The sequence below is a fragment of the Nonomuraea angiospora genome, assembly GCF_014873145.1.
Classification (GTDB): Bacteria; Actinomycetota; Actinomycetes; order Streptosporangiales; family Streptosporangiaceae; genus Nonomuraea; species Nonomuraea angiospora.
Genome location: NZ_JADBEK010000001.1, coordinates 12581870 through 12597884, shown reverse-complemented (window position 1 = coordinate 12597884; position 16015 = coordinate 12581870). Strand labels below are relative to the sequence as shown.

Below are 16015 nucleotides of genomic sequence, written 5' to 3'. Positions count from 1 at the left end.
AGCCCTCTCCGGTGATGCATGTCAGGAACGAACAAGTCTCGCGATGGCGTCGGAAGCCTCTTTGACCTTCGCCTGGGCCTCCGGCCCGCCCTGGGCGGCGGCCTCGGCGACACAGTGGGCCAGGTGATCCTCCAGCAGGGAGATGGCGACCGACTGCAGGGCGCTGGTGGCCGCCGACACCTGCGTGAGGATGTCGATGCAGTACTTGTCGTCCTCGACCATCCGCTGCAGCCCCCGCACCTGACCCTCGATCCGGCGCAGTCGGCGCAGCTGGTCCTGCTTGCTGCCGCTGTATCCGACCATGTCTCCCCCTTCCGACCCCTGCAACGTACCATACCCCCCTACCGTATTCAAAACATGAGCTTGTCCGGGGTGATGGGCAGGGATCGGACGCGTACGCCGGTCGCGTGGTGGACGGCGTTGGCGACGGCGGCCGCCACGCCCACGATGCCGAGCTCGCCGATGCCCTTGGCGCCCAGCGGGGTCTGCGGGTCCGGCCGGTCGACGAAGCGGATGTCGATGTCGGGCACGTCGGCGTGCGTGGGCACGTGGTAGTCGGCCAGGCCGTGGTTGACGATCAGGCCCGTGCGCTCGTCGAGCAGCGCCTCCTCGGTCAGCGCCATGCCGATGCCCATGATGATCCCGCCGCGCATCTGGCCGGCGGCCTGCTTGGGGTTGACGATCCGGCCGCCGTCGAACGCCCCGGCCCAGCGCGTGACGCGCGTCTCGCCGGTGTCCTCGTCCACCCGCACCTCGCAGAAGTGCGCGCCGTAGGAGTAGGTGCCGCGCTTGATCGTCTGGTACGGCAGCGCCGACCTGCCCTCCACCTCCACCGCGTCCAGCCCGGCCCTGGCCAGGATGCGCTCGTAGGTCTCGCCTCCCCGCGGGCCGAACAGGCCGCCGTCGCGGGTCTCCGCCTCGCCGGGCGACAGGCCGGCCAGCGGCGAACCGGTGCCGCGCGCCAGCTTCAGCAGCTCGCGGACGAGGTTGTCGCGGGCCGACCAGATGGCGGAGGCGAGCGTCGTGGTGGCGGCCGAGGCGCCGGGGATGCGGGTCCTGGCCACGTCGGAGTCGCCCTGGTGGAAGCGGACCCGGTCGAGGGGCAGGCCGAGCCGGTCGGCGGTGGCCTGGCTCTGCGCGGTGGAGGTGCCGGCGCCCAGTTCGTTGGTGCTGCTGCGCACGGTGACCGTGCCGTCGGCGGACAGGCGCAGCCTGACCCCGGCGATGAGCACGGCGTCGGGGTTGATCGCGGCGGCCATCCCGTACCCGACGAGCCAGCGGCCGTCGCGGGTCGCGCGGGGCGCGGGCGGGCGCCGCGACCAGCCGAACGCGTCGGCGCCGAGCAGGTACGCCTCGCGCAGGTGACGGCTGGTGAACCGGTTGCCCGTGGCCGGGTCGCGGTCCGGCTCGTTGCGCAGGCGCAGTTCGAGCGGGTCCAGGCCGAGCCGCCCGGCCAGTTCGTCCATGGCCGACTCCAGGGCGAAGGAGCCGGGTGCGACGCCGGGGCCGCGGAAGAAGGCGTTCTGGATGCGGTCCAGGCGTACCACCTGCTGGGCGCTGTGCAGGTTGGGGCAGGCGTACAGATGCCGGGAGGCGATGACCGCGGCCTCGGCGAACTCGTCGGCGCTGCACGAGGACAGGGCGTGGTGCTCCAGCGCGGTGAGCCGCCCGGAGTCGTCGGCGCCGAGCGAGACGCGGCTGCGGGTCGGGGCCCGGCCGCCGGTCATGGCGAACAGGTCGGCGCGCGACAGGACGAGCTTGACCGGCCGGCCGGAGAGCCTGGCCGCGGCCACGGCGAGCCAGACGTGCGGCCAGGCGACGGTCTTGCCGCCGAAGCCGCCGCCGATGAACGGCGCGAGCACGCGCACGTTCTCCTCGGCCAGGGAGAACTTCCTGGCCAGCATCTCCTTGACTCCGTAGGGGTATTGCGAGGTGTCGTGGACGGTGAGCCGGTCGCCCTCCCAGTGGGCCACGGTGGCGTGCGGCTCCATCGCGTTGTGGTACTCGAGCGGGGTGGCGTACTCGGCCTCGACGGTGACCGCCGCCCGGGCGGTGCGGCGATCGCCGACCCTGGTCACCGGTTCCTCCAGTACGGCGTGCGCGGGCGTGAAGGGCCGCTGCCCGCTCATCGACAGGGCGGCGGGCCGGCGCTGGTAGTCGGCGTGGATCAGGGACGCCGCGTACCTGGCCTCTTCCAGGGACTCGGCGACGACCACCGCGATGGGCTGGCCGTACCAGAAGATCTCGTCGGTGTTGAGCACGGGCAGGCTCGTCGCGGCGGCGCCCAGCGGGCCACGGAGGGTGGCGTAGGCGGCGGTGCGCTTCATCGCGGGCGCGTTGTGGTGGGTCATCACGAGCAGCACGCCGGGCGCGGGCGGCACGTGGATGGCGGTGACGCGGCCTCTGGCGATGGTGCTGCCCACCACGACGGCGTGGACGAGGCCGGGGAGCCGGTGCTCGGCCGTGTAGCGGACGGCGCCCGCGGCCTTGGCGGGGCCGTCCAGCCGGTCGGCGGGGCGGCCCAGTTCGGCGCGCCGGTGGGCCAGGGGGTCGGGCCTGCCGTCCGGGAGGAGCCTGCCCAGCCTGGTCATCGCCTTGCTCGCCAGCGCGAACCCGCGCGATGCGAGGGTCATGAGAGGGCTCCCTTCAGGGCTCGGCGGATCAGCCGCCGGGCCAGCTCGGGCTTGAACGCGTTGTGCTCGCGCGGCCGCGCGTCCGCCAGGGCCAGCTCGGCGGCCCGGTCGATGAGGTGGTCGTCGAGCGAGGTGCCGGTGAGGAGCCGTTCGGCCTCGTACGCGCGCCACGGCTTGGGCGCGACCCCGCCCAGCGCGACGCGCACCCGGCTCGCCCGCCCGTCCTCCAGGTGGGTGGCCACGGCCACGCTCACCAGCGCGAAGGCGTAACTGGCCCGGTCGCGGACCTTCAGATAGGCCGAGTGGCCGGGCGGGACGGGCGGCAGGTCGATCGACGTGACCAGCTCGCCCGGCCGGAGCACCGTCTCCACGTGGGGGGTGTCCCCGGGCAGGAGGTGGAAGTCCACCAGCGGCACGGGGTCGCGGCCGGCGATGTTGACGACGGCGTCGAGGGCGGCCAGGGCCACGCACATGTCCGACGGGTGTACGGCGATGCAGCTCTCCCCCGCGCCGAGGACGGCGTGCATGCGGTTGAAGCCGTCGAGGGCGTCGCAGCCGGCGCCCGGCTCGCGCTTGCCGCAGGCCGAGTGGCGGTCGTAGAAGTAGCCGCAGCGGGTGCGCTGCAGGAGGTTGCCGCCCACCGTCGCCCGGTTGCGGAGCTGGGGCGAGGCGCCGTTCACGATGGCCTGGGACAGCAGCGGGTAGCGGTCGCGGACCCGCCGGTCGGCGGCCACGCGCGTGTTGCGGGCCAGGGCGCCGATCCGCAGCCCGCCGCCGGGCAGGTCCTCGATCCCGGCCAGCGGCAGCCGGCCGATGTCCACCAGCCGTTCCGGCGTCTCGATGCCCTCGCGCATCAGGTCGACGAGGTTGGTGCCGCCCGCCAGGTATTTCGCCCCCTCGGCGGCGAGGGCGCGGGCCGCCGCCGGGTCGGTGGCGGTGACGTAGGAGAACGGGTTCACCGGCCGGCCTCCCGCACGGCCGCGAGGATCCCGTTGTACGCGCCGCACCGGCACAGGTTCCCGGCCAGGCGCTCCCTGATCTCGGCGTCCGTCAGGCCGGCCGCCCCGACGGCGCTCGGCACCCCCGCGTCGTACTCGGCGAGCATGGCGACCGCCGAGCAGATCTGCCCCGGCGTGCAGTAGCCGCACTGCAGGCCGTCGTGGCGCACGAACGCCTCCCGCATCGCCCGCCCCGGCTCGCCGAGCCCCTCGATGGTCGCGATCTCCGCCTCCTGGCACTGGGCGGCGAGCACGAGGCAGGAGTTGACCCGCTCGCCGTCCACCAGCACCGTGCAGGCGCCGCAGGCGCCCTGGTCGCACCCCTTCTTCGTCCCGGTCAGGGCGAGGTGTTCGCGCAGGCAGTCGAGCAGGCTGACGCGGGTGTCGAGCTCCAGCTCGTGCCGGCGGCCGTTCACCGACAAGCAGACCTGTATGGATGGCATCCGAAAACCCCTCTAACTCGTACACCTATGTACGGCTTACCGGGCCGACTATACCCTCCCTCCGTATGAGCGCTGTTCCGGGGACTACGACCGCGGATAGCATTCGTGCCATGATGCGCGGCCTAGGAGAGCTCGAATCCACCATCATGGAGCGCATGTGGGCCCGGCGGCAGCCTGCCTCCGTCCGGGACGTGCTGGAAGAACTGCAGCAGGAGCGCACCATCGCCTACACGACGGTCATGACCGTGATGGACAAGCTGCACACCAAGGGCCTGCTCAAACGCGAGCCCGTCCGCCGCGCCTACATCTACGAGCCGGTCGCCTCCAAGGAGGCCTACACGGCCGACCTGATGCGGGCCGCGCTGGCCGGCAGCGGCAACCAGGCCGCCACGCTGGTGCACTTCCTCGAACGCCTCACCCCCGAGGAGGCGACCGCCCTGGAGGCGGCCCTGCAGGTGTTCCCGCCCAAGGGCGGGCAGGCGTGATCGCAGCCGCCGTCCTGGCGCTCTACACGGTGGCCGCCGCGATCTGGCTGCCGCGGCTGATGCGGACCGCGCGCTGGGCCGACCGGGCGCCCCGGCTGGCGATCGCGATGTGGCAGGCGGCCGGCGCCTCCGTGGTCGCCTCCGCCGTCCTGGCCGCGTTCGCCTTCGCCGTGCCCGCCGACGTCGTGGGCCACGGGCTGGCCGGGCTGTTCGAGATCTGCGCGGCGATGTTGTCGGACGGCCAGGGCCTGACCGTGGCCGGCGCGGGCGCGCTGCTGGCCGCGGGCGCGGTGCTGGCGCGCCTGCTCTCGTGCGGCGCGGCCGTCCTGGCCAGGACGAGCAGGGAACGGCGCACGCACGCGGAGATGCTCGGCCTGCTCGGCCGGCGCGACCGCGACCTCGACGCGATCGTGCTCGACCACGACGAGCGGCTGGCCTACTGCCTGCCGGGCAGGCGCGCCCAGACCGTCATCACCACCGGCGCCCTGCGCAGCCTCACTCCCGAGCAGGTCGCCGCCGTCCTGGCGCACGAGCGCGCCCACCTGCGCGGCAGACATCACCTGGCGCTCGCCGCGGCCCACACGCTGGCCAGGGCGTTTCCGAAGGTGCCCGTGTTCGGGGCGGCCAGGGCGGAGATCGCCCGGCTGATCGAGCTGCTGGCCGACGATGTCGCGGCGCGGCGCCATCCCCGGGTGCAGATCGCCGCCGCGCTCGTCGGCCTGGCCACCGGGCGGGCGCCCGCGTTCGCGCTCGGCGCCGGCGGCGACACCGCGCTCCTGCGCGTACGCCGCATGCTCAACCCCGCCTCCCCGCTCCGGCGCGTGGAGCGCCTGACCGGGGTGGCGAGCGTGGCCCTGCTGCTGAGCGGGCCCGCGGCGGTGGCGCTGGTGCCCGGTCTGGCCGCGTTCGTGGCACATCACTGCCACTCCCTCCTCACCTTCTGAGCCCGCGACCTCCTGAGCGCGGTGTCCCGGACGGGCGACGGGGTACCGTCACCGCGTGGATGCGCCCGCGGCACGGATCGCCTTGTACGGCGACGCCGTCTTCACCCGCCACACCCTGGTCGTCATCGACTTCGAGGGCCTGACGCCGCAGGGCCGTCCCCTGGTGCCGGTCGAGGTGGGCGCGTGCGCCGTCAAGGCGAGCGGCGGCGACCTGGCCGAGGTGTGGCGGTTCGAGTCGCTGATGGCACCGCCGGCGGGCGTGTCCGTCACCCCGTGGGACGTGCGGCAGACCGGCATCACCGACGCGATGCTCGCCACCGCCCCGCCGGCCGGGCAGGTCATCGCCGCTCTCGACGAGCGCCTGACGGAGCCGCCGTACCGGCTCGTCGCCCATCACGCCGCGACCGAGGCGGCCCTGATCGCCGGGCTGCGGTCGTGGTGCCCGCGGCTGGCCGCCGTCCCCCTGCTCGACACGGTACGGCTGGCCCGTCACCTGTATCCGCGGCTGCCCTCCCACAGCCTGGACACGCTGCTCGCGCACCTGGGCATCCCCCGCCCGGCCGGTCGTCACCGGGCCCTGCCGGACGCCGAGGTGACGGCGCTGCTGCTGCGGCGCCTGCTGGCCGAGGGGGGCCGCACGCGCTGGAGGTCCCTGTACGACCTCGACGCCGTCGGCGGCCTCGCGCCCAAACGGCCACCGCACCGGCCGAGCGAGCAGCCGGGCCTGTTCTGAAGCCTGTTGCCACCACTCCCTCTTATACGTAGGCTTATACGTATACACGAGGAGGGCGACCATGGCGCGCGACACGACGATCGAGATCCCGGACGAGGACCTTCCGCTGCTGGAGCGGGCGCAGGACCTGGCGGGCGGCACGCCGGCGGCGGCGATCAGCGAGGCGCTACGTCGAGGCGGAGGAGGGCCGCCGGCAGGGCTACGACGAGATCGTCATCCAGGTCGCCGGCGACGAGCGGCGCTTCCCGGGGGTGCTGCTCGGCGAGTGGGGCCGCGCCGGCCGCAGCGGGCGGGTGGAGACGTTCCGGGTGTACCGCTCGGGCCAGGGCACGTTCGTCCTGCACGTCGATCGGTCGCCCGAGTGGGTGAGCGGTTCGGAGTCCGGCGACCGGCTTCGTCTCACCCAGGCCTGGGGCTTCGTACCGGGCGAGGCCACCGTGGAGGTCGTCGGCACGATGGAGGAGCTGCGCGGCAGGATCCCCGCCGAGTTCCACGACCGGATCGCCAGGATCGCCGAACGCCCCGTCGTGGAAGACCTCGACCTCTGACCGGCCAGCCGCCACGACCGAACAGGAAGGCACCCATGAAACTCCGGACGCGGGTCTCCGACGGCGACCGCGACATGGCCGTTCAGCGACTTCAGCAGGCCTTCGCCGACGGCCGGCTCGGCTCCGCCGAGATGGAGGAGCGGCTCGAACGCGCGCTCACCGCCACCTCCCACGGCGACCTGGTGGCGGTCACCGCCGACCTGCCGGAGCTCCCGGACGAGACGGTGGAGCTGAGCTCCGCCGGTGGCCGCATCAGGCGGGCGGGCGACTGGCAGGTCCCGCGCCGGTTGCGGATCGACTCCGAGTACGGCCAGGTACGGCTGGATCTGTCCCGCGCCGTCATCGCGCATGCCGAGATCGAGATCGGCCTCCGGCTCGGCTACGGGTCCGCCACGATCGTCCTGCCGCGCGGCGCGAGCGCGAACGCCGACGGGGTGCGCACCGAATGGGGCCGCGTGACCTGCGAGGCGCCGGGCCGGCCGCGTCCCGGCGCTCCGCACGTTCTGGTCACCGGGACGATCCCCTACGGCCGGCTGCGGATCCGCGTTTCGCGCCGGTGGCTCAGCCGGTGAGGCTCACTCGGCCAGGCGCTCGACGGCGAAGGCCGCCAGGAACCCGATCGTGGTGACGAGCCCCGTGAGGGTGTGCGCGCGCTCGAAGGCTTCGGGGATCATCGTGTCGGCCACCATGGCGAGGATCGCGCCCGCCGCCACCCCCATGATCACCGCGGTGACCGCGGGCGAGGCGGACTGCATGGTCAGATTGCCGAGCAGCGCCGCCAGGCCGCTGGCCAGCGCGATCCCGCCCCAGATGCCGAACACGTAGCGGGCGCCGCGGCCCGCGCGCTTCATCCCGGCGGCGCTGGAGAGCCCTTCGGGGACGTTCGAGATGAACACCGCGGCGAGCACCGCGAGCCCGATCTTCCCTCCGCCCACGAGGGACAGGCCGAGCACCACGGACTCGGGCACGCCGTCCAGCAGGGCGCCGATGGCGATCGCCGCGCCGCTCCCCTGGACGTCGGCCTCGCTCGGCTGCTGGTCACCCGAACGCTTGCGGTGCCGCGCGCCGTAGCGGGCCAGCAGCGCGTTGGCCGCCACGTAGGCGCAGGCGCCGGCGAGGAAGCCGGCGGCGGCCGGTAAGAGCCCGCCGGCGCGCTCGGCCTCGTCCATCAGCTCGAACGACAGCGCCGAGATCAGGACACCCGCCCCGAAGGCCATGATCATGGCGATCCAGCGCGCCGGGACCTTCACCCACCAGGCGACCGCGGCCCCCACGACCAGGGCCCCGCCGGCCACCGAACCCCACAGCCCAGCCTCCAGCCATTCCGGCATCACCGCACCTCCACCCGCAGGACTGTACGCGCCGCGCGGTCCCGTCCGGCCAGAGGGGGCGGCCCGATCTGGACCACCGCCGGCGCCCTGAGCGCCTTACCAGTCGGTGGGCATGTAGGCGGCGGGATAGCGGCCGCCGGCCGAGCCGTGCGGGAGGATCTCGACGACGCTCCGCAGGTCGGCAGGGCTGAGGTCCACGTCGGCGGCGGCCACGTTCTCCTCGATGCGCCGGGGGCTGCGGGTACCGGGGATGGGGACGATGTCCTCGCCCTGGGCGAGCAGCCAGGCCAGCGCGAGCTGGGCGACGGTGATGCCCTTGGCGGCGGCCAGCTCGGTCAGCCGCTGGGTGGCGCGCAGGTTGTAGGCGTAGTTGTCGCCCTGCCAGCGCTCGTCCCAGCGGCGCATGTCGCCCTCGGCGTACTCGTGGCCGGGCTTGACCGCGCCGGTGAGGAAGCCGCGGCCCAGCGGGGAGTAGGGGACGAAGCCGATGCCCAGCTCCCGCACGACGGGCAGGATCTTGTCCTCGACGTCCCGCTCGAAGAGCGAGTACTCGGTCTGCAGCACCGACACGGGGGTGACGGCGTGGGCGCGGCGGATGGTGTCCTCGCCCGCCTCGCTGAGCCCGAAGTACCGGACCTTGCCGGCCGCGATGAGCTCGCCGACGGTGCCGGCCACGTCCTCGATGGGCACGTCCGGGTCCGGACGGTGCTGGTAGAGCACGTCGAGGTGGTCGGTCTGGAGCAATCTGAGGCTGTTCTCGGCGACCTTGCGGATGTTGTCGGGACGGCTGTTGAGGCCGACCGGCTCCTTGGTGAGGTCGAAGCCGAACTTGGTGGCCAGCACGACCTCGTCGCGGAAGCCCTTGACGGCCCTGCCGAGGAGGGCCTCGTTGGCGCCGCCCCCGTAGAGCTCGGCGGTGTCAAAAAAGGTCACGCCCAGCTCGTGGGCGCGGCGGATGGTGGCGATGCCCTCCTCGTCGTCGGCGGGACCGTAGGCGATGGACATGCCCATGGTGCCCAGGCCGAGCGCGGAGACGCGCAGTCCCTGCCGGCCGAGTGTCCTGTGCTGCATCGGTGCCCTCCTGCATAGGGTCAAACCAAACTGTTTGGTTTGAAGCTACTCCGAGGAAGGGACAAGTGCCAAACCAAACGGTTCGGTTGACTACGCTTGGTCCATGACCGACCGGGGCCCCGCCGACTCGACGCGCGACAGGATCGTCACCGCGGCGAAGGCCGAGTTCTCCCGGCATGGGATCGCCGGGGCGCGGGTGGACCGGATCGCCAGGGAGGCCCGGACCAGCAAGGAGCGCGTCTACGCGTATTTCCGCAGCAAGGAGGCGCTCTACGCGTTCGTCGCGGGACAGGAGCTGACGGTCATGGCCGAGGCCACCCGCATGGACCCCACCGACCTGCCCGGCTATGCCGGGCGGGTCTTCGACTACTTCACCGGCCACCCGGAGCACTACCGGCTGCTCGCGTGGGGCCGGCTGGAGCTGAGCGAGACGCCCGACGCCGAGGGCCCCACCTGGGCGGCCATGACCCGCAAGCTCGAACAGCTCCGCGAAGCCCAGCGGGCCGGCCACCTCGACCCGGCATGGGACCCGGTCGACATCCTCTCGCTCGTCAGCCAGATCACCATGTCCTGGGTCGGGCAGCCCGAGGTGGCTCAGCTGTCCGCCCGGCAGGCGCGCGACCCCGGCACGCAGGCCCGCCGGGCCGCCGTCGTCAAGGCGGTCCGGCTCCTCTTCCCGCCCGCCCTGACTCCGTAGTCACCTCAGCTCGTGACGGCCCGCTGTCTCGGCAGCGCCGCCGTCGCCGTTCCCCAGGACTCGAGCCGCGTACGGATCTCCTCTCGTACGGGGTGCGACAGCGCGTCCCGGTAGGCCCGCTCCAGCAGCGCGTCGATCTCGACGCGCTGGCCGGACTCGGCGGAGCGGACCGCCGCCTCGACCATCGCGAGGCTGCGGACGTTGCCCGCGATCGCCCCCGGCGGCTCCACCCCCGCCCGCAGCGCCGCCACGAACTCCGCCAGCGCCCCGGCGATCTGCTCCCGGTCGCCCCGCGGCACGTCAGCGGCGCCGCCCGCGCTGGACGTGACGCGGTCCTCGCCGTCCCAGGTGGCGGTGCCCTTGGCGCCGCTGGCCAGCCACTCCCCGTTCCAGGACGTCCCCGCCCCCTCCGCGCACCAGCTACCGGTGAACACGTAACGGGTGCCCTCCTCGAACAGGAAGGTCGCCGTCGCCGCCGCGTCGCCCCGGTACCAGCTCCACGGCGGGTTCCAGCTCTCGCAGCCGACCGAGACCGGCTCCGCGCCGAGCAGGTGTCGGGCGGCGTCGAAGGCGTGGATGGCCATGTCCACCAGGAGCGGCTGCTCCATCTCGTCACGGAAGCCGCCGAAGCGCGGGGCGCGGTAGAACCCGGTGGTGAGCAGCCCGATCGGGCCGAGCTCGGCGATCCGGCTCCGGTACGCCTCCAGGGCGGCGAAGTACCGGCGCGACTGGCTGATCATCAGTAACCGCCCGGTCGCCTCGGCGGCGGCGGCCTGGACGAGCGCCTCGGCGAGGGTCGGCGCGGCCGGCTTCTCGCACAGCACCGGCAGCCCGGCGAACAGCGCCTCGACGTTCACCGCGGTGTGGGCCGCCGGGATCGTGACGTTGACGACGGCGTCCGGCTCGGTCGCCAGGAGCTCGCCGAGCGAGGCGCCGACCTCGGCGTCCACGCCGACGGCCCGTACGGCCTGCGCCGCCCGGTCGGTGTCGAGGTCGGCCACCCCGACCAGCTCGACGTCGCCGGACGCGGCCAGGGTCCGCGTCCAGGCGAGGCCCATCGCGCCCGCCCCGACCTGCACGACGCGGAGCGGGCGCGCGCCGGAGCGGTTCACTCGGCGTTCTCCTTGTTGTGCAGGGCGCCGCGGTAGCCGTGCCCGTTGAAGAAGTCGCCCGTCTCGTAGCGGAGCAGGATCGGCAGCTCGCGCCGCGACCGGTCGCCGGCCGCCCACTCGGCGCCGTTGGCGATGACGTGCAGGACGTCCGGGTGGTGGTAGACGGGATAGTCCTGGTCGCCGGGGCTGAAGTAGAAGATCTTGCCGTTGCCGCGCCGGAAGGTGCAGCCGCTGCGGAAGACCTCCCCGCCGCTGAAGGAGCTGATGAAGATCAGCTCGTCGGGCGTGGGGATGTCGAACTGCTCGCCGTACATCTCCTGGGCGGGGATCTCGATGGGGTGCGGGATGCCGCGGGCGATGGGGTGGGTCGGGTTGACCGTCCAGACCAGCTCGCGGTCGTTGTCGCTGCGCCAGCGCAGCGTGCACGTGGTGCCCATGAGCTTGGTGAAGATCTTCGACCAGTGGCCGGAGTGCAGCACCACCAGCCCCATGCCCGACAGGACGTGCCGGTGCACCCGCTCCACCACCTCGTCGGCCACCTCCGCGTGGGCGGCGTGACCCCACCAGATGAGCACGTCGGTGTTGGCGAGCACCTCCTCGGTCAGGCCGTGCTCGGGATCGTCCAGCGTGGCCGTGGCGACGGTCGCGCTGTCACCCAGCCAGCCCTCGATCCCCCGGCGGATGGCGTTGTGCATGCCGTCCGGGTAGATCTCGGCGACCCGGGGTTCGAGCTGCTCGTGGCGGTTCTCGCCCCATACGGTGACGTGGGTCTTCACACGTGTTCCTTTCTCATTTGATCGCGCCGTTGATGGCGCCGGAGGCGATGTAGCGCTGGGCGAAGATCAGCAGCAGGGCCGCCGGGATGGAGGCGAGCACCGCGGTGGCCATCACGGCCGACCAGTCCTCGCGGTTGGCGTTGATGTAGTCGTAGATGCCGAGGGTGATGGGCCGGACCTCGGGGGTGCTGGTCAGGGTGAGCGCGAACAGGAAGTCGCTCCACGCCCGGAGGAAGGTGAAGAGCGCGGCGGTCACGATCGACCTTTCCTGGGCACTTGGACATCGTCGGTAAAGCGCTTAACCGCGCTTGCTTGTGAAGTATGTTGCGCTCATCGCATTGTGATGTCAATAACTAGTTAAGCGATTTACCGATGACGCCGCGATAGAGTGCTCGCGCGTCCTCACGAGGTGGGAGGCGGGACAATCCATGGTCACGATGCGCGATGTCGCCGAGCGAGCGAACGTCTCCATCGCCACGGTCTCCTTCGTCATCAACGGCACCAAGCGGGTCGCTCCGGAGACCCGGACCCGCATCGAGGCGGCCATCCGGGAGCTCGGCTACCGGCGTAACGTCGTGGCCCGCGCGCTGGCCAGCTCGCGCACGCGCATCCTCGCGCTGCTGCACCCCTACCTCGAGGCACGGCCGATCGCCACGGCCAACCAGTTCCTCATGAGCGCCGCCCACGGCGCCCGCGAGCGCGGTTACGACCTCGTGCTGTGGCCCGTCAACGACGACGAGCAGATGTCCCACCTGCTCGCCGGCGGTCTCGTGGACGGCGCGCTGCTCATGGAGGTGCAGCTCCGCGACCCCCGCGTGGACCGGCTGATCGCCTCCGGGCTCCCCTTCGCGCTGATCGGCCGGACCGAGGACGAAGACCTGCCGTTCGTCGACATGGACTTCACCACCACGATCGAGCAGGCCGTCGGGCATCTCCGCTCGTTCGGCCACCGGCGCATCGCGCTCGTCACCCTGCGGATGAGGGCCTCGACCGGGAACGAGCCCGGCTGGATCATGCGGGTCAAGTCCGCGTACCGCGGCGCGATGGCGGCCGCCGGCGAGCCGCCCACCGTCATCGCCGTGGAGGGCACGTCGGCCGGGGGGCGGAAGGCGGCGCGCCGGCTCAGCGAGGACTTCCCGGAGGTGACGGGCGTCGTCGTGGTGAACGAGGGCGCCTCGGCCGGGCTGGTCAAGGAATCGCGGGCGCTCGGGCGCAGCGTGCCGGACGACCTGTCGATCATCTCCGCGGCCACCACGGCCGAGCTCGGCGAGATGATCGAGCCGTCCCTGACCGTCATGACGGCGCCGGCCACCGAGCTGGGCCGCCTCGGCGTGAACGCGCTGATCGACCAGCTCGAAGGGGTGCCGGACGCCCCTCCGAACATCCTCATCCCCTGCACGCTGGTGCCGGGCCAGTCGGTCGGCCCCGCCCCTGCCTGAAAGCGGGCCTGAAAGCGTCACCGCCGGACGGATCCGTCGTGGCCACCGCCCGGCACCACCGATCCGGCGAGGACCGCGCCGGCGTCCGGCGTGCAAATATCTTCAAGACCGGCCGGTCGCGCTCGGCCGATACTCGGCCGCATGACCGCCCTCGTTCCTCCCGCCGTCACCGTCGCCCGCCGCGGCCCGATGCTGGCCGTGCTGCTCACCGGCCAGGCCATGGCGTCCATGGACGGCTCGATCGTGTCCGTGGCGGCGCAGACCATCCGTGACGGACTGGACGCCGGCAGCACCGCGATCCAGCTGGTCGTGTCGGGCTACCTGCTGACCACCGGCGTGCTCCTGGTCACCTGCGCGCGGATCGGCGACATCGTCGGGCACCGGCGCGCGTTCCTCGTCGGGCTGGGCTGGTTCACCGTGGCGTCGCTGCTGTGCGGGCTGGCCCCGAACGCGCCCCTGCTGGTGCTGACCCGCGTCGCCCAGGCCGCGGGGGCGGCGTTGCTGATGCCGCAGGTCTTCTCGCTCATCCAGCGGCACTGGGACGGACCGGCCCGCCGCCGGGCGATCGGCCTCTACAGTCTGGTGCTCGCCCTCGGAGTCGCGCTGGGGCAGGTCATCGGCGGGCTGGTCGCGGGCGCCGACCTGTTCGGCCTCTCCTGGCGCCCGGTGTTCCTGATCAACGTGCCGATCGGCGCGGTACTGCTGGCGGTCGGACCGCGCGTCCTGCTGAGCTCCAGCCCGGACGAGCGGGTACGCCTCGACCCGGCCGGAACAGCTCTCCTGACCGTCGCCATGGCCGCGTTCACGATGCCGCTCATCTTCGGCCGGGACCAGGGCTGGCCCGCCTGGACATGGGTCTCGCTCGCCTGCGGAGCCGCCCTGCTGGTGGCGTTCGTCCGCTACGAGACCCGGGCGCGGCACCCGCTGCTGGACCTGGCGGCACTGCGGCCCCGCGGGGTGAAGCCGGGGCTGGTGGCCTGCTGGATCGTCATGGGCTGCTACACCGTCTTCCTGCTGACCCTGACCCTGCATCTGCAGTCCACGCTGCGCTTCTCCCCGCTCCAGGCGGGGCTCGCGTTCGTCCCGTACGCCGTCGGCTTCGGCATGCTCAGCCTGACCTGGAACCGCTACCCCCGGTGGCTGCGCAACGCGCTGCCGGTGGCCGGGCCGATCGCCTTCGCGATCGGGGCGGGCCTGCTGGTGCTCCTCTGTCGCGACCAGTGGCATCCGTACGGCACCGTAGCGCTGCTGCTGCTCGCGGGGGCCGGGCACGCCGCCGGCTACAGCCCGCTGATCGCGCGGATCACGTACCTGGTGGAGCCGCGGCTCGCCTCGGCGATCTCGGCGCTCAACTCCACCGGCCCGACGCTGACCGGGGTGACGGCCGTCGCCGGGCTCGGCACCGTCTACTTCGCGGCCCCCTCCTCAGCCGAAGGTCTCCTGCGGGTCGTCGCCGCCGTCGCCGCCCTCCTCGTGGCCGGGGCGGCCTGCGCGCTGCGAGTCACGCTGTCCCACCGGGGGTCGTGATGCCGGAGGCGGCCTTGGCCCGGACGGCGTCGAGCGCGTCGGCCACCGCCGTGACCTGCTCCGAAGCCTGCGCGATCACCGGGTCCGCGGCGGCGTGGGAGGCGCAGCGCTCGGCGATCTGGCGCAGCCGTTCGACCAGCACCGTCCAGGCGGCCTCGCGCCAGGGGACCACGTTGTCCATCAGGTAGTACATCTCGAAGGCCGGCCCGGCCGTGCGTCCCGGATGGGCGGGGCCGGCGGGCCGCCGGCACAGCTCGGTGCCGAGCGGCCGCAGCACGGCGGCCATCGTCGTGATCGCCGCGCTGATCAGCACGTCGAGCTCTTCCTCGCTCTCGTCGGTGTGCGTGAAGTAGCGGGTGAGCAGCCACAGGATCGCCTCGTAGGCGAGGTTGCAGAGCTCGGCCAGCGCCAGCGTCCGCGGGTCGCCGATGAGCGGCTGCGGCTCCCGCACGTCGAAGGGCTGGCGGGTGAAGGCGCCGAGCGCGGGGTGGGCGGGCTCGAAGGCCGGGTCGGCGGCCCGCAGCGCGTGGTACTCCTCCCAGATCTTCAGGAAGCGCCCGTAATGGGCGTCCTGCCAGGCGCCCTGCGCTCCCTCGCCCTGCTCGATGATCTCCTCGATGGCGGCGCACGCCGACGCGAGGTCGGTCACCGCCACCATCTCGGGCCAGCGGAACAGCTCCGGAGTGGCCTGGGCCCGGGGCGAACCGCAGAACACCTGCTCCTCGCCGTACTTGGCGACCAGCGCGGTCAGGCCGTCCTTGATGCCGCGGTAGAGGTGGCCGACCGTGGCGAACTCCTGCGCGCGGGGGAAGATCTCGCCGGTGGCGACGGGCTCGGGCGGCGGGTCGCAGGAGATGAACTCGGCGGCGTCGTGCCGGTCCATGCCCTCGGGCCGTTCGAGGTAGAGGAAATGGGCCAGGGCGGCCTCGCCGAAGGGCAGCAGCCGCAGCTGGATCGAGGGCGGGAACGCGCCGGAGGACTGCGGGAAGTTCGGTCTGCCGAAGGTGGGGGCGGCGCCGATGGACGACATGAGGTTGGCCACCAGGGCCAGATGGAGCATCTCCTGTACGGCGATGCCGTGGAGCTCCTGGCGCCAGCGATCCACCGCGGCCTGCTGCTCTTCGGTCAGGCCATCGGTCTTGAGGCTGAACTCGGCGAAGAGGTACTGGCACATGATCATGTGCTCGAGCTGCGAGGCCTGGACGAGCAGGTACCACACGTGCTCGCGGTGCTCGATGACGATGGGGGGCTCGGTCATGCTTACAGACTTACACAGCG

At 72.8% G+C, this 16015-nt stretch carries 18 protein-coding genes; 8 read left to right on the top strand and 10 right to left on the bottom strand.

The genetic code is table 11. The annotated features are described in order from the left end of the window. Window positions 1-21: 21 nt before the first annotated feature. From H4W80_RS57790 to H4W80_RS57775, 4 genes are read right to left on the bottom strand one after another with little or no spacing between them, the layout of a single operon-like run. Entirely contained in the window at window positions 22-303 is a 282-nt protein-coding gene (locus H4W80_RS57790) for a metal-sensitive transcriptional regulator (protein ID WP_192792791.1), read from the bottom strand. 47 nt (window positions 304-350) lie between these two features. Then, on the bottom strand, window positions 351-2633 hold the full coding sequence (locus tag H4W80_RS57785) for a xanthine dehydrogenase family protein molybdopterin-binding subunit (RefSeq protein WP_225964270.1): 2283 nt from the start codon (window positions 2631-2633) through the stop codon (window positions 351-353). Next, complete coding sequence (locus H4W80_RS57780) at window positions 2630-3592, bottom strand: FAD binding domain-containing protein (RefSeq protein ID WP_192792790.1); 963 nt, start codon at window positions 3590-3592, stop codon at window positions 2630-2632. Before H4W80_RS57780 ends, H4W80_RS57785 begins: the two co-directional genes overlap by 4 nt. Next, window positions 3589-4074, bottom strand: a complete 486-nt coding sequence (locus H4W80_RS57775; RefSeq protein WP_192792789.1) for a 2Fe-2S iron-sulfur cluster-binding protein — start codon at window positions 4072-4074, stop codon at window positions 3589-3591. Before H4W80_RS57775 ends, H4W80_RS57780 begins: the two co-directional genes overlap by 4 nt. A 110-nt stretch (window positions 4075-4184) precedes the next feature. Between H4W80_RS57775 and H4W80_RS57770 the strand changes: the two genes are divergently transcribed. The 5 genes from H4W80_RS57770 to H4W80_RS57750 all read left to right on the top strand — a co-directional run bounded on the left by H4W80_RS57770 (window position 4185) and on the right by H4W80_RS57750 (window position 7356). Beyond that, a complete protein-coding gene (locus tag H4W80_RS57770) occupies window positions 4185-4559 on the top strand; it encodes a BlaI/MecI/CopY family transcriptional regulator (RefSeq protein WP_225964269.1) in 375 nt (124 codons plus the stop codon). Further along, the gene (locus tag H4W80_RS64220; RefSeq protein WP_192792788.1) at window positions 4556-5503 is read left to right on the top strand and encodes a M56 family metallopeptidase; all 948 of its coding nucleotides are present in this window, start codon (window positions 4556-4558) and stop codon (window positions 5501-5503) included. The genes H4W80_RS57770 and H4W80_RS64220 overlap by 4 nt, the downstream gene beginning before the upstream one ends. Before the next feature lie 55 nt (window positions 5504-5558). Continuing rightward, window positions 5559-6236: a 3'-5' exonuclease gene (locus H4W80_RS57760; protein WP_318787557.1), complete on the top strand. Its 678-nt coding sequence runs from the start codon at window positions 5559-5561 to the stop codon at window positions 6234-6236. Between the two features lie 209 nt (window positions 6237-6445). Continuing rightward, complete coding sequence (locus H4W80_RS57755) at window positions 6446-6784, top strand: EXLDI protein (RefSeq protein WP_192794384.1); 339 nt, start codon at window positions 6446-6448, stop codon at window positions 6782-6784. A gap of 35 nt (window positions 6785-6819) precedes the next feature. Next, window positions 6820-7356, top strand: a complete 537-nt coding sequence (locus H4W80_RS57750) for a DUF1707 SHOCT-like domain-containing protein (RefSeq protein ID WP_192792787.1) — start codon at window positions 6820-6822, stop codon at window positions 7354-7356. 3 nt (window positions 7357-7359) lie between these two features. Here H4W80_RS57750 and H4W80_RS57745 read toward each other — a convergent pair whose 3' ends face one another. Together H4W80_RS57745 and H4W80_RS57740 are read right to left on the bottom strand one after the other, a co-directional pair. Next, window positions 7360-8115 (bottom strand): ZIP family metal transporter, encoded by a 756-nt coding sequence (locus H4W80_RS57745; protein WP_192792786.1) that lies wholly within the window; start codon window positions 8113-8115, stop codon window positions 7360-7362. Window positions 8116-8211: 96 nt separating this feature from the next. Then, window positions 8212-9186, bottom strand: coding sequence for an aldo/keto reductase (locus H4W80_RS57740; protein ID WP_192792785.1), 975 nt, complete (start codon window positions 9184-9186; stop codon window positions 8212-8214). Window positions 9187-9289: 103 nt separating this feature from the next. Between H4W80_RS57740 and H4W80_RS57735 the strand changes: the two genes are divergently transcribed. After that, a complete protein-coding gene (locus tag H4W80_RS57735) occupies window positions 9290-9883 on the top strand; it encodes a TetR/AcrR family transcriptional regulator (RefSeq protein WP_192792784.1) in 594 nt (197 codons plus the stop codon). Between the two features lie 5 nt (window positions 9884-9888). On the opposite strand, the gene H4W80_RS57730 is transcribed toward H4W80_RS57735, so the two are convergent. The 3 genes from H4W80_RS57730 to H4W80_RS57720 are packed head-to-tail and all read right to left on the bottom strand — an operon-like array spanning window position 9889 to window position 12027. Next, window positions 9889-10995 (bottom strand): Gfo/Idh/MocA family protein, encoded by a 1107-nt coding sequence (locus tag H4W80_RS57730; RefSeq protein ID WP_318787556.1) that lies wholly within the window; start codon window positions 10993-10995, stop codon window positions 9889-9891. Next, entirely contained in the window at window positions 10992-11771 is a 780-nt protein-coding gene (locus H4W80_RS57725) for a ThuA domain-containing protein (protein ID WP_192792783.1), read from the bottom strand. Before H4W80_RS57725 ends, H4W80_RS57730 begins: the two co-directional genes overlap by 4 nt. A 13-nt stretch (window positions 11772-11784) precedes the next feature. After that, a complete protein-coding gene (locus H4W80_RS57720; RefSeq protein ID WP_192792782.1) occupies window positions 11785-12027 on the bottom strand; it encodes a carbohydrate ABC transporter permease in 243 nt (80 codons plus the stop codon). 172 nt (window positions 12028-12199) lie between these two features. Between H4W80_RS57720 and H4W80_RS57715 the strand changes: the two genes are divergently transcribed. Together H4W80_RS57715 and H4W80_RS57710 are read left to right on the top strand one after the other, a co-directional pair. Next, window positions 12200-13210: a LacI family DNA-binding transcriptional regulator gene (locus H4W80_RS57715; protein ID WP_192792781.1), complete on the top strand. Its 1011-nt coding sequence runs from the start codon at window positions 12200-12202 to the stop codon at window positions 13208-13210. A gap of 141 nt (window positions 13211-13351) precedes the next feature. Continuing rightward, window positions 13352-14737, top strand: coding sequence for an MFS transporter (locus tag H4W80_RS57710; protein WP_192792780.1), 1386 nt, complete (start codon window positions 13352-13354; stop codon window positions 14735-14737). On the opposite strand, the gene H4W80_RS57705 is transcribed toward H4W80_RS57710, so the two are convergent. After that, window positions 14712-15995 carry a ferritin-like domain-containing protein gene (locus H4W80_RS57705; protein WP_192792779.1) on the bottom strand — a complete coding sequence of 428 codons (1284 nt, stop codon included), beginning with the start codon at window positions 15993-15995 and terminating at the stop codon, window positions 14712-14714. The two genes, H4W80_RS57710 and H4W80_RS57705, sit on opposite strands and share 26 nt — an antisense overlap. Window positions 15996-16015: the final 20 nt, after the last annotated feature.